At 55.2% G+C, this 12164-nt stretch carries 12 protein-coding genes; 6 read left to right on the top strand and 6 right to left on the bottom strand.

Annotated features, from left to right (window positions below):
- Positions 1–48: 48 nt before the first annotated feature.
- From ppdD to hofC, 3 genes are read left to right on the top strand one after another with little or no spacing between them, the layout of a single operon-like run.
- Complete coding sequence (gene ppdD / locus EnteroDNA1_RS17700) at positions 49–486, top strand: prepilin peptidase-dependent pilin (RefSeq protein WP_064673241.1); 438 nt, start codon at positions 49–51, stop codon at positions 484–486.
- A 10-nt stretch (positions 487–496) separates the two neighbouring features.
- Complete coding sequence (gene gspE / locus EnteroDNA1_RS17695) at positions 497–1879, top strand: type II secretion system protein GspE (protein WP_069303669.1); 1383 nt, start codon at positions 497–499, stop codon at positions 1877–1879.
- Complete coding sequence (gene hofC, locus EnteroDNA1_RS17690; RefSeq protein WP_069303668.1) at positions 1869–3053, top strand: protein transport protein HofC; 1185 nt, start codon at positions 1869–1871, stop codon at positions 3051–3053. The genes gspE and hofC overlap by 11 nt, the downstream gene beginning before the upstream one ends.
- Before the next feature lie 43 nt (positions 3054–3096).
- Here the strand turns inward: hofC and EnteroDNA1_RS17685 are convergent, their stop codons facing one another.
- On the bottom strand, positions 3097–4140 hold the full coding sequence (locus EnteroDNA1_RS17685; RefSeq protein ID WP_023310407.1) for a GMP reductase: 1044 nt from the start codon (positions 4138–4140) through the stop codon (positions 3097–3099).
- Between the two features lie 228 nt (positions 4141–4368).
- Here EnteroDNA1_RS17685 and coaE point away from each other — a divergent pair, with 228 nt between their 5' ends.
- From coaE to yacG, 3 genes are read left to right on the top strand one after another with little or no spacing between them, the layout of a single operon-like run.
- Positions 4369–4989 carry a dephospho-CoA kinase gene (gene coaE, locus EnteroDNA1_RS17680; protein WP_033144633.1) on the top strand — a complete coding sequence of 207 codons (621 nt, stop codon included), beginning with the start codon at positions 4369–4371 and terminating at the stop codon, positions 4987–4989.
- Positions 4989–5732, top strand: coding sequence for a cell division protein ZapD (zapD, locus tag EnteroDNA1_RS17675; RefSeq protein ID WP_023310405.1), 744 nt, complete (start codon positions 4989–4991; stop codon positions 5730–5732). Before coaE ends, zapD begins: the two co-directional genes overlap by 1 nt.
- 9 nt (positions 5733–5741) lie before the next feature.
- Positions 5742–5936 carry a DNA gyrase inhibitor YacG gene (gene yacG / locus EnteroDNA1_RS17670; RefSeq protein ID WP_023310404.1) on the top strand — a complete coding sequence of 65 codons (195 nt, stop codon included), beginning with the start codon at positions 5742–5744 and terminating at the stop codon, positions 5934–5936.
- 34 nt (positions 5937–5970) lie between these two features.
- Here the strand turns inward: yacG and mutT are convergent, their stop codons facing one another.
- The 5 genes from mutT to ftsZ all read right to left on the bottom strand — a co-directional run bounded on the left by mutT (position 5971) and on the right by ftsZ (position 12138).
- On the bottom strand, positions 5971–6363 hold the full coding sequence (mutT, locus tag EnteroDNA1_RS17665; RefSeq protein ID WP_045888157.1) for an 8-oxo-dGTP diphosphatase MutT: 393 nt from the start codon (positions 6361–6363) through the stop codon (positions 5971–5973).
- A gap of 57 nt (positions 6364–6420) precedes the next feature.
- Complete coding sequence (gene secA / locus EnteroDNA1_RS17660) at positions 6421–9126, bottom strand: preprotein translocase subunit SecA (protein ID WP_023310402.1); 2706 nt, start codon at positions 9124–9126, stop codon at positions 6421–6423.
- A gap of 58 nt (positions 9127–9184) precedes the next feature.
- Positions 9185–9688: a secA translation cis-regulator SecM gene (gene secM, locus EnteroDNA1_RS17655; protein WP_033146485.1), complete on the bottom strand. Its 504-nt coding sequence runs from the start codon at positions 9686–9688 to the stop codon at positions 9185–9187.
- Positions 9689–9967: 279 nt separating this feature from the next.
- Positions 9968–10885, bottom strand: a complete 918-nt coding sequence (gene lpxC / locus EnteroDNA1_RS17650; protein ID WP_008501977.1) for a UDP-3-O-acyl-N-acetylglucosamine deacetylase — start codon at positions 10883–10885, stop codon at positions 9968–9970.
- A gap of 101 nt (positions 10886–10986) precedes the next feature.
- Positions 10987–12138, bottom strand: a complete 1152-nt coding sequence (gene ftsZ / locus EnteroDNA1_RS17645) for a cell division protein FtsZ (RefSeq protein WP_008501978.1) — start codon at positions 12136–12138, stop codon at positions 10987–10989.
- Positions 12139–12164: the final 26 nt, after the last annotated feature.

Genomic DNA, 12164 nt, shown 5'->3' with positions numbered 1-12164 from the left:
TCCTCTTTCCCGCTGACAAAGTAGCGCCACTTTGCATAAGGAGCAGATATGAACAGACAACAAGGCTTCACACTCATTGAGCTGATGGTGGTCATTGGCATCATTGCGATTCTGAGCGCTATCGGCGTTCCCGCCTATCAGAACTACCTGCGCAAGGCGGCGCTGACCGATATGCTGCAAACCTTCGTTCCCTACCGCACGGCCATCGAGCTTTGCGCGCTGGATCACGGTGGCGTGGAGAGCTGCGACGCCGGCAGTAACGGTATCCCTTCCCCCACCACGACACGCTACGTTTCAGGAATGAGCGTGGCGAAAGGGACCGTGACCATAACAGGACAGGAGAGTCTTAACGGGCTGACGGTAACCATGACGCCACGGTGGAGCGACGGCAACGGTATGACGGGCTGGACGCGCGACTGCAACATCAGTGCTGACAGCGCCCTGAAACAGGCCTGCGAAGACGTTTTCCGCTTCGACAATAACTGAGGAGCGGATAATGAATACCGATCAACTCGTGGCGCTTTGTCAGCGCCATCACGCACTGCTGCTCACCAGCGACAGTGACATGGTCAGCATCGCCGTCGTGGGCAGCCCCGCGGCTGAACTCATGGAGGCGCTGCGCTTCGCGACCCAGAAACGGATTGATATTGAGTGCTGGAGCGCTGAGCGCATGGAAAAACACCGGCAGCTAACGTCACAATCGCATCTGCCCGTCGTTTCGCAAACACACTCGACGGTGGATATCCTCAACCACACGCTGCAGCAGGCAATCAACCAGCGCGCCTCCGACATTCATATCGAACCGATGGAGCATGCATGCCAGATTCGGTTACGCATCGACGGGGTTCTTTGCCCCCAGCCTCCGCTTTCCGCCTCGCTTGCAAGCCTGTTCAGCGCACGTTTAAAGGTGCTGGGTAATCTGGATATTGCAGAACGTCGTTTACCTCAGGACGGTCAGTTTACGATTGAGCTGGCAAACGAGCCGGTCTCGTTTCGGATCGCGACGCTTCCCTGCAGCGGTGGTGAGAAAATTGTGCTGCGTCTCCTGCATCAGGTTCAACAGGCTCTTGAGCCGAAAGCGCTTGGCATGAGCGCAGAACAACTGGCCTGTTTCAATGAGGTTCTCCACCAGCCGCAGGGGCTCATTCTGGTCACCGGCCCCACCGGCAGCGGCAAAACCGTGACGCTGTACAGCGCGCTGCAGGCGCGTAACACCCCAGACGTCAACATCTGTAGCGTGGAGGATCCCATTGAGATCCCCCTTGCGGGATTAAACCAGACGCAGATTAATCCCCGGGCGGGTTTAACATTCCAGAGCGTGCTGAGAGCGCTGCTGCGTCAGGATCCAGACATCATTATGGTCGGCGAAATCCGTGACGGTGAAACGGCAGAAATTGCCATTAATGCCGCCCAGACCGGTCATCTGGTGCTGTCAACGCTGCACACCAACTCGACGACGGAAACCCTGATTCGCCTGGAGCAGATGGGCGTCGCGCGCTGGATGATATCTTCCGCGCTGTCGATGGTGATTGCCCAGCGGCTGGTCCGGCGTTTGTGCCCGCACTGTTGCCGGGAAGCCAGCGAGCATGCTGAATTACCGCGCGCCGTATGGTCAAGACCGCTTCCACGCTGGCAGCCCACCGGCTGCGATCGCTGTTATCACGGTTTTTATGGCCGCGTTGCCATTTTTGAAGTACTGGCGATCGACAATGCCCTGCGCCAGGCCATTGCCAGCGGGGCGGGAATCGAAGTGATAGAGGCGAGCGCCCGGCAGGCGGGAATGATTTCTCTTTTTGAGCACGGCTGCATGGCCGTCGAAAAAGGGCTGACCACGATCGAAGAGCTGGTGCGCGTGCTGGGAATGCCGGATGGCTGCTAATCAGCTCTGGCGCTGGAGAGCGCTCACCAAAGAAGGTGAACCCCAAAGCGGAACACTCTGGGCCACAGACCGCAATGCCGCCTTCACCAGGCTGATGCGTAGCGATCTCCATCCTCTGGCGCTGACCCGATGCGCTCAGCGGCACCGCTGGCGGCCGCATCACTGCTACGAGATGTTTCGCCAGCTCGCGACTCTTCTGCAGGCGGGGCTGACGTTGTCCCACAGCCTGCAGATGCTGGCAGAGCAACATCCGTTAAAACCGTGGCAGGCGCTGCTGCAAAGCATTGCCGATGAGCTCAGTGAGGGATCCCCCTTTTCTGAGTCGCTAAAAAAGTGGCCAGCGGTGTTTAGCCCACTGCATGTCTCGATGGTGAAAACCGGTGAGCTCACAGGGAAACTGGAGGAGTGCTGCCGCCAGCTCGCGCAGCAGCAAAAAGCGCAGCAGCAGCTCAGAGAGAAGGTGAAAAAGGCCCTGCGCTATCCGGCGATCGTCCTGACGCTGGCCGTACTCGTGGTGCTGGCGATGGTCATTCTGGTCTTGCCCGAATTTGCCGCGATCTACAAAACGTTTAACACGCCGCTTCCGATGCTGACACAAATGGTCATGGGGATGGCCGCATTTATCCAGTCCTATGCCCTCGCGTTGTTCGTCGCGTTATTAATGCCCTTAGCCGCCGCCTGGGCTCTGAGGCAGAACCCTCGCTGGCAGCGCATACTGATCCATACGCCCGTGATGGGCGCGCTGGCAAAAGGCCAAAAGCTGGGACACATCTTTACCGTGCTGTCACTCACGCAGCAGGCAGGTATCCCCTTTTTACAGGGCCTGGAGAGCGCAGAGGAGACCGTTGAAAGTCGCTATTGGCGGGGAATACTCCGCAGCGTTCGCGAGGACATTGAAAAAGGTCTCCCCGTCTGGTCATCCTTTCAGAAAGCGGCCATCTTTACCCCGCTGTGTATTCAGCTTTTACGAACCGGCGAAATGTCAGGTGCGCTGGACATCATGCTGGAAAATCTCGCCCGGCACCACACGGAACAGACCTTTCAACGGGCAGATAATCTGGCGGCACTTCTCGAGCCAGTGCTTCTGATTGTGACAGGGGTCATCATCGGCACGCTGGTAGTGGCAATGTACCTACCGATTTTCCATCTGGGAGATGCGATGAGCGCGGGTTAGGGCTAAACAGTGCTGGCGCACGGGCATGCGCCAGCAGAAGCCATTACAGGCTATTGAATACGCGGTTTTCCTGTTCCTGAACGCGAATAAACGTCGTACGTTTCGTCAGCTCTTTCAGGCGGGATGCCCCAACGTAGGTGCAGGCCGAGCGCAGGCCGCCGAGGATATCGCGCGCGGTGTATTCAACCGGGCCGCGCAGAGGTAGCTTCACGGTTTTGCCTTCTGCCGCACGGTATTTTGCCACGCCACCGACGTGACGGGTCATCGCGGATTCAGAGCTCATGCCGTAGAACAGCATAAATTTCTCTCCATTTTCTTCAACAACGGTACCACCGCTCTCTTCGTGTCCAGCCAGCATACCGCCGAGCATTACGAAGTCTGCGCCGCCGCCGAAAGCTTTCGCAACGTCGCCCGGCATGGTGCAGCCGCCATCGCTGATGATCTGGCCGCCCAGACCGTGCGCCGCGTCGGCGCATTCAATGACTGCAGAGAGCTGCGGATAACCGACGCCGGTTTTGACGCGGGTCGTGCACACGGAGCCCGGGCCAATACCCACTTTCACGATATCTGCACCGGAAAGGATCAGCTCTTCACACATTTCACCGGTCACCACGTTGCCCGCGATGATGGTTTTCGTCGGCCAGGCTTCACGCGCCTTGCTGACGAACTGCACGAAGTGCTCGGAGTAACCGTTCGCCACGTCAATACAAACGAAGTTGAGCGCCGGGTTCGCGTTCAGGATCTGTTTGGTCTTCTCGAAATCCGCATCGGAGGTCCCGGTAGAAACCATCACATGCTTCACCACGTCAGCAGACGCGGACGCAACAAACGCATTCCACTCTTCAGGGCTGTAATGTTTGTGCACGGCGGTAAGAATGTCGAACTGTGCCAGGGCGGTTGCCATCTCAAAGGTTCCCACAGTATCCATGTTGGCAGCGATGATCGGCACGCCAGACCAGGTCTGACCGGAATGCTTAAAGGTGAATTGACGTTCGAGTTCAACGTCTGAGCGACTTTTCAGTGTAGAGCGTTTAGGGCGGATAAGAACGTCTTTGAAACCTAACTTCAGATCTTCTTCGATACGCATGTGCGGATTCCTGGGGTTAGAGGCAAATATGTTAAAAGCACAACTCCAGTGACGTTATCATACGCACTAATACCTGCTCCGCAAGACTGCGAAATTCTCTTTTTTTACGCTACAATCCTATAAATTTACCTGGTAAAAAGCCGGTAAACAGGGCCAAACAGTTGCCAGCGCACCTAATAGTTTTAAACAACTGATTTTAATAATGAATAATTCCCAGGATTTGAATTAATGGGGTATATCGTCGCATTAACCGGCGGCATCGGTAGTGGCAAAAGTACCGTTGCGGACGCGTTCTCTCGTTTGGGTATCACGATTATTGATGCCGATATCATTGCCCGCCAGGTGGTAGAGCCCAATACACCCGCGCTAAAGGCCATCGCAGAACATTTTGGTCAGGCAGTCATCAGTGCCGATGGCACACTGAATCGCCGTCAGCTTCGAGAATGTATTTTTTCTGATTCTGCGGAAAAAGCCTGGCTTAATGCCCTGCTCCACCCCATCATCCACCAGGAAACTCAACGTCAGATAGCCGCAGCCCGCTCGCCCTATGTCCTGTGGGTGGTTCCGCTACTGGTTGAAAATCAGCTGCAGAAGAAAGCCGATCGTGTGCTGGTGATTGATGTCGCGCCCGAAACGCAAATCCAGAGAACCATGACGCGCGATCGCGTCTCTCGGGAGCATGCTGAACAAATTCTTGCCGCTCAGGCTACGCGCGCTCAGCGCCTTGCCGTGGCGGATGATGTTATTGATAATAACGGCGCACCAGATGCCATTGCATCGGATGTTGCCCGTCTGCACGCGCAGTATCTGACGTTCGCCGCGCAGGCCGTTGCACAGGAAAAACCATAATGTCGACACACATCCTTTTTGAGCATCCGCTCAACGAAAAAATGCGCACCTGGCTGCGCATCGAATTCCTTATTCAACAACTTTCACAACATCTGCCTGTTAACGATCATGCCACCGCGCTGCACTTCTTCCGCAACGTAGGCGATCTGCTGGATGTGATTGAACGCGGCGATGTCCGCACAGAATTACTCAAAGAGCTGGAGCGCCAGCAGCGTAAATTGCAGGCATGGACAGAGGTCCCCGGCGTAGATCAGAGCCGTATCGACGCGCTCCGCCAGCAGTTGAAAAGCAGCAGCGCCGTCCTGATGGCCGCGCCGCGCGTCGGGCAGTTTTTGCGTGAAGACCGCCTGATTGGCCTGGTGCGCCAGCGTCTGAGCATTCCTGGCGGCTGCTGCAGCTTCGACCTGCCGACGCTGCATATGTGGCTACATATGCCACAGGCGCAGCGTGACGCACAGGTGAACAGCTGGCTGGCAAGCCTGGAGCCAATGCACCAGACGCTATCGTTGATCCTCGATCTGATCCGTAACTCTGCGCCGTTCCGCAAGCAAACCAGCCTGAATGGTTTCTTCCAGGATAACGGTGATGATGCCGATCTTCTGCGTCTCAATCTGTCTCTCGGCGAACAGCTTTACCCACAGATTTCCGGGCATAAGAGCCGCTTTGCGATTCGCTTTATGCCGCTGGACAGTGAAAATGGCACCGTGCCGGAACGTCTCGATTTTGAACTGGCCTGTTGTTAAGGAGTGCCGATGTCTGATGTCACCACCGTAAGCTGCCCAACCTGTGGCAAAACCGTTGTCTGGGGCGAAGTCAGTCCGTTCCGCCCATTCTGCTGCAAGCGCTGCCAGCTCATTGACCTGGGCGAATGGGCGGCGGAAGAGAAACGCATACCTAGCGAAGGCGATCTCTCGGACAGCGATGACTGGAGTGAAACCCAGCAGTAATCTGTAAAGCCTGCTGGCGCTTCGCTCAGCAGGCCTACGGTTGTGCGACTAACCGCAGGATCACGGGTTCATTAGCTGGCGGGAATTTTTCAGCATCACTTGCCTGAAGTTCCACCCAGTTACCCGGCTGTCCCTCTTTTCCCCAGGGTTCTCCCTCCCAGTTTTCCACCAGCCAGAACCACAGCGTAATGTGCCTGTCCGGAAACTGGTACTCAAGCTTATCAAACAGCGTTGCGCTAAGCGGGGTGATCCCCACCTCTTCCTGAAGCTCCCGAACCAGCGCCTCTTCCGGCGTTTCACCTGACTCGATTTTACCGCCTGGAAACTCCCACTTGTTCGCCATATGGGCATCGGCAGCGCGCTGAGTGATGAAGATTTGGTTTTGCGGGTTGCGAATAATCCCGACGGCAATTTGCAGTATTTTCATATTGTCACTTCCATAAAAAAGGCGCAGATATCTGCGCCTTTTTGTTTTTTTATGAACTTAGCTCAGGCGGCCGTGGCACGCCTTGTACTTTTTACCGGAACCACACGGGCAAGGATCGTTACGACCCACTTTACGATCGCCGGTCTGCGCGGCGATCGCCGCTGCGGCTTCGCTGTCGTCGGTCTGATGACTCAGCTGTTGCATCTGTGCCAGACGCTCGGCTTCTTCACGACGCTGCTGCTCCATCGCTTCCACTTCTTCCGGCATACGCACCTGAACCTTGCTCAGGGTGCTGATCACTTCGTACTTCAGTGATTCCAGCATCGAGGCAAACATGGAGAAAGATTCACGCTTATATTCCTGCTTCGGATCTTTCTGCGCATAGCCACGCAGGTGAATACCCTGACGCAGGTAGTCCATCGCCGCCAGGTGCTCTTTCCACAGGGAGTCCAGCGTCTGCAGCATCACGCCTTTTTCGAAGTGACGCATCATTTCAGCGCCAACAACCTCTTCCTTACGCTTGTAGACGTCCAGCGCGGTTTCAAAGATACGTTCACGAAGGGTCTCTTCGTGCAGCTCAGGCTCTTTATCCAGCCACTCTTTGATTGGCAGATCGAGGTCAAAGTCATTTTTCAGACGTTCCTGCAGGCCTTCGATATCCCACATCTCTTCCAGAGACTGCGGTGGAATATGCGCGTCGATGGTGGCTTTAAACACATCTTCACGAATGCTGTTGATGGTTTCGCTCACGTCGGACACGTCCAGCAGTTCGTTACGCTGGGTGTAGATCGCGCGACGCTGATCGTTAGCCACATCATCATATTCCAGCAGCTGCTTACGAATATCAAAGTTGCGGCTTTCCACTTTACGCTGTGCGTTAGCGATCGCTTTAGTCACCCACGGGTGCTCGATGGCTTCGCCAGGTTTCATCCCCAGCTTACGCATCATGCCGGACACGCGGTCGGAGGCGAAAATACGCATCAGCGCATCTTCCATAGACAGGTAGAAGCGGGATGAACCGGCATCACCCTGACGACCCGCACGGCCACGCAGCTGGTTATCGATACGACGAGACTCGTGACGCTCTGTACCGATAATGTGCAGACCGCCGGAAGCCAGGACGGCGTCATGACGAACCTGCCAGTCGGCTTTGATCTGCGCAATCTGTTCTGGCGTTGGGTTTTCCAGCTCCGCCACTTCAGCCTGCCAGCTACCGCCCAGCATAATATCGGTACCACGACCCGCCATGTTGGTGGCAATGGTTACGGCAGCCGGATAACCCGCCTGCGCAACAATGTCCGCTTCTTTGGCGTGGAATTTGGCGTTCAGAACGTTATGTTTGATACCTGCTTTAGTCAGCTCGTGAGAAACCACTTCAGATTTCTCGATGGAGATGGTCCCCACCAGAACCGGCTGGCCATTGGCAGTGCGGTCGCGAATATCTTCGATGATCGCCTGAATTTTTTCCGCTTCGGTCATGTACACCAGATCCGGCATATCCTTACGGATCATCGGACGGTTGGTTGGAACGACCACGGTATCCAGCTTGTAGATGGAGCTGAATTCAAACGCTTCGGTATCAGCAGTACCGGTCATCCCCGCCAGCTTCTCGTACAGACGGAAGTAGTTCTGGAAGGTGATAGACGCCAGCGTCTGGTTTTCATTCTGAATATCCACACCTTCTTTGGCTTCCACAGCCTGGTGCAGACCGTCAGACCAGCGACGTCCCTGCATGGTACGGCCGGTGTGTTCATCGACGATGATCACTTCACCGTCTTTAACGATGTAATCGACGTCGCGGGTGAACAGCGCGTGGGCGCGCAGTGCAGCGGTCACGTGGTGCATCAGCATAATGTTGCTCGGAGAGTACAGGGACTCGCCCTCTTCCATGATGCCTTCAGCTACCAGCAGCTCTTCAATTTTCACCAGACCACGTTCGGTCAGGTTCACCTGGCGCGCTTTTTCATCTACGGAGAAGTGACCTTCACCCTGGAAGGTATCCGAGTCCTCTTTCTCCTGGCGCAGCAGGTGTGGAATGATTTTGTCGACTTTACGGTACATCTCGGAGCTGTCTTCAGCCGGGCCGGAGATGATCAGCGGGGTACGCGCTTCATCGATCAGGATGGAGTCAACCTCATCCACCAGCGCATAGTGCAGCTTACGCTGTACGCGCTCTTCCGGGCTGAACGCCATGTTGTCACGCAGGTAGTCGAAGCCGTATTCGTTGTTGGTGCCGTAGGTAATATCCGCGTTATACGCTTCGCGCTTGGCTGGCGCAGGCAGGCCGGACATGTTGATGCCGACGGTCATACCGAGGAATTCGAACAGTGGACGGTTGTTTTCGGCGTCACGCTGCGCCAGATAGTCGTTGACGGTAACCACGTGAACGCCTTTACCAGTCAGCGCGTTCAGGTAAGCCGGCAGCGTTGCGGTCAGGGTTTTACCTTCACCGGTACGCATTTCCGCGATGCAGCGCTCGTTGAGCACCATACCACCCAGCAGCTGGACGTCGAAGTGACGCATGCCGAATACGCGCTTACTCGCTTCGCGCACGACAGCAAACGCTTCCGGGATCAGACTTTCTAAGGTTTCACCTTTTTCCAGACGCGCACGGAATTCCGCCGTTTTCGCTTTTAGCTCGTCATCAGAGAGCTTCTCCATCGCCGGTTCCATACCGTTGATGACGGCAACAGCTTTGCGCATACGGCGCAGGGTACGATCGTTACGACTACCAAAAACTTTAGTTAACAATTTGATTAGCATAATAAATTCTCAAACGCCCCATTGTGGGCAGATAAATTAAGGTATTGAAAAAGTTAATTTAGCTGAGGCGTTGCGGCCCGGCGCGAATGCCGTGAGCCTGGCTAATCCAGGTTGAAACAGAGAATGAAGCTGGTGAAACAAACGCACGCTGCGTTGTCTGACGAACCATGACCGGCGGCTGGCTGTCCTGCGTGAGCAGCGCGTTGAGCGTGTCCAGCAGGGCAAGATGCTGAGCCTGCACCGGCAGCGCCTCTTCCGCAACAGGCATGGCCTGCGGTGCCATCGCAAAGGACAGATGGCGGATAACGGTGCGGATAGCGTGCTGGTGCCAGTAATCGACGGTGAAGTTTGGGCGGCGACTGGCTTCAAGCCACGCGAGGTTAGTGAAGTTAACCCGCGTGCTGAGATCGTGTTTAGTGGTGGAGGTTTTTGCGGGCGTCGCCGCTTCGGCACTGTTGCTGAGCGCAGGCAAGCCGAAACTCGCCGCGACCATCCCTAATAAGAGATGCGGCCAGAAGTAACGTCTGCCAAATTGTCGCCAGCGCGTCAGTATTCCGCTCACCTGCTCCACCCAATAAGCCAGCCTTGCAGAGGCTGAGTTCAGTTATTCATTTTAGCGCCCAGATAGTACCACTAAAGCCAATATACATCAGCAGGAATGAGGTGCCGCCGCGGAGAAAAACGGTCAAGAATGCAGCTAACGCACATATTTTCTGAGTAAGACAAACGAGAGATACCGCAGGGGTAAACGAAGAAGGGTAAAAATAAAAACGACTGGTCTTCCTGGTCGGAGAGAGTACCAGGTTAACCAGTCGATTTTTTTACGAAACGGTTTGAACCGTTACGCCAGAACCATGCTTGGTGCTTTGAAAGCCAGCGGCAGTTCAGCTTCGTCTTCGAAGGTCACATATTCCCAGGCTTCCTGTTTTGCCAGGACGGCCTGCAACAGTTTGTTGTTCAGCGCATGACCGGATTTGAACGCGGTAAATGCACCAATGATGTTGTGACCACACATGAACAGGTCGCCGATAGCATCCAGCATTTTGTGACGAACGAATTCATCTTCGAAACGCAGGCCGTCTTCGTTCAGTACGCGATAATCGTCAACAACGATGGCACAATCGAAGCTGCCGCCCAGGCACAGGCCGCGGGACTGCAGATATTCGATATCACGCATGAAGCCAAATGTACGGGCTCGGCTGATCTGGCGCATAAACGCATCGGCAGAGAAGTTCATCGCATAGCGCTGGGTGCTGGAGTCAATCGCCGGATGGTTAAAGTCGATGGTAAAGTCCAACGAGAAACCATTGTACGGTTTGAATTCAGCCCACTTGTCGCCATCTTCGACGCGAACGGTCTCTTTGATGCGTACAAATTTCTTCGCGCAGTTCAGTTCTTCGATGCCGGCATCCAGCAACAGATAGACGAACGGTGCAGCACTGCCATCCATAATCGGGATTTCTGGCGCATCGACTTCAACAATAATGTTGTCGATACCCAGACCCGCCAGGGCGGCGTTCAGGTGCTCTACGGTAGAAATCCGCACGTCATGCTCGTTCACCAGACAAGTACAGAGCATAGTATCACGCACAGATTTGGCATCGGCCGGAAAATCTACCGGTGGATTCAAGTCGGTGCGACGATAGATGACCCCGGTATTGGCCGGCGCAGGGCGTAACGTCAGCGTGACTTTCTTGCCGGTATGTAAACCGACACCAGTCGCCTGAACGATACGTTTAAGTGTCCTTTGTTTGATCATCGTATAATCTCGCCAAATTAACTATCCAACCGAGAGTGTATATCACTAACGGTGGGCCAGTTTAGCACAAAGAGCGCAAATCCCCTAATTCCAGCCAATTCTTAGTCAGCTTGCTTACGCAGGAACGCCGGGATATCCAGATAATCTGGCTCTTTCGCCGTTTGCGGCGTTGGGTCGTTCACCACTTTCGCGGCCGGTTTCTGCTCCTGAGTCAGAGGAGACATACCGTGCTGCTGGTAACGATCCATTACCGGTTGCTGAGTCTGCTTGTTGGTCACCAGGGTGATCTCAGGACGCTTGTCCATACCGATACCGGTCGCAACAACGGTAACACGCAGCTCGTCGTTCATTTCAGGGTCAAGGGAAGTACCGATTACCACGGTAGCGTTGTCAGAGGCGAACGCACGGATGGTGTTACCCACGGTTTCGAACTCATCCAGACGCAGGTCAAAGCCAGCGGTAATGTTGACCAGCACGCCGCGCGCACCAGACAGATCGATATCTTCCAGCAGTGGAGAAGAGATAGCCATTTCAGCCGCTTCTTCAGCACGGTCTTCACCGCTCGCCACGCCAGAGCCCATCATCGCGTAGCCCATTTCGGACATCACGGTGCGAACGTCTGCAAAGTCAACGTTCATCAGGCCAGGACGGGTAATCAGTTCAGCGATACCCTGAACCGCGCCTTTCAGCACGTCGTTTGCTGCACCGAATGCGTCCAGCAGGGAAATACCGCGACCCAGAACTTTCAACAGTTTGTCGTTCGGGATGGTGATCAGCGAGTCCACATGCTTGGACAGCTCGGTGATACCCTGCTCCGCGAAAGCCATACGCTTCTTGCCTTCAAAGTTGAAAGGCTTAGTCACGACAGCAACGGTCAGGATACCTAAATCTTTTGCCACTTCAGCCACAACAGGTGCTGCGCCGGTACCGGTACCGCCACCCATACCTGCTGCGATGAAGACCATGTCCGCACCTTCCAGTGCAGCGCGCAGCGCTTCACGATCTTCTTCAGCCGCATTGCGACCGACTTCCGGGTTAGCCCCTGCTCCCAGCCCTTTGGTGATACCACCGCCGATCTGGATAGTCTGGCCTACAGCCGTCTTACGCAGTGCCTGCGCATCGGTGTTAACTGCGAAGAATTCAACACCTTCAATGCGTTCACGCACCATATGCTCTACGGCGTTACCGCCGCCGCCACCGACGCCGATGACTTTAATCACCGCGTCGTTGGTCAGTTCCATAGGTTCAAACATAATTTCTCTCTCCGTTGTGCCTGTCG

The sequence above is a fragment of the Enterobacter sp. HK169 genome, from assembly GCF_001719105.1.
In the GTDB taxonomy this organism is placed as follows: domain Bacteria; phylum Pseudomonadota; class Gammaproteobacteria; order Enterobacterales; family Enterobacteriaceae; genus Enterobacter; species Enterobacter asburiae_B.
The sequence above is the reverse complement of the archived record's forward strand: the minus strand, read 5'-3'. Positions and strand labels throughout refer to the sequence as shown.

Excerpts from the sequence above, each read along its gene's own strand:
- yacG (WP_023310404.1), top strand. The coding sequence starts at position 5,742 with ATGTCTGATGTCACCACCGTAAGCTGCCCAACCTGTGGCAAAACCGTT.
- coaE (WP_033144633.1), top strand. The coding sequence starts at position 4,369 with ATGGGGTATATCGTCGCATTAACCGGCGGCATCGGTAGTGGCAAAAGT.
- secA (WP_023310402.1), bottom strand. The coding sequence starts at position 9,126 with ATGCTAATCAAATTGTTAACTAAAGTTTTTGGTAGTCGTAACGATCGT.
- lpxC (WP_008501977.1), bottom strand. The coding sequence starts at position 10,885 with ATGATCAAACAAAGGACACTTAAACGTATCGTTCAGGCGACTGGTGTC.
- ppdD (WP_064673241.1), top strand. The coding sequence starts at position 49 with ATGAACAGACAACAAGGCTTCACACTCATTGAGCTGATGGTGGTCATT.
- mutT (WP_045888157.1), bottom strand. The coding sequence starts at position 6,363 with ATGAAAATACTGCAAATTGCCGTCGGGATTATTCGCAACCCGCAAAAC.
- hofC (WP_069303668.1), top strand. The coding sequence starts at position 1,869 with ATGGCTGCTAATCAGCTCTGGCGCTGGAGAGCGCTCACCAAAGAAGGT.
- gspE (WP_069303669.1), top strand. The coding sequence starts at position 497 with ATGAATACCGATCAACTCGTGGCGCTTTGTCAGCGCCATCACGCACTG.
- ftsZ (WP_008501978.1), bottom strand. The coding sequence starts at position 12,138 with ATGTTTGAACCTATGGAACTGACCAACGACGCGGTGATTAAAGTCATC.
- zapD (WP_023310405.1), top strand. The coding sequence starts at position 4,989 with ATGTCGACACACATCCTTTTTGAGCATCCGCTCAACGAAAAAATGCGC.
- EnteroDNA1_RS17685 (WP_023310407.1), bottom strand. The coding sequence starts at position 4,140 with ATGCGTATCGAAGAAGATCTGAAGTTAGGTTTCAAAGACGTTCTTATC.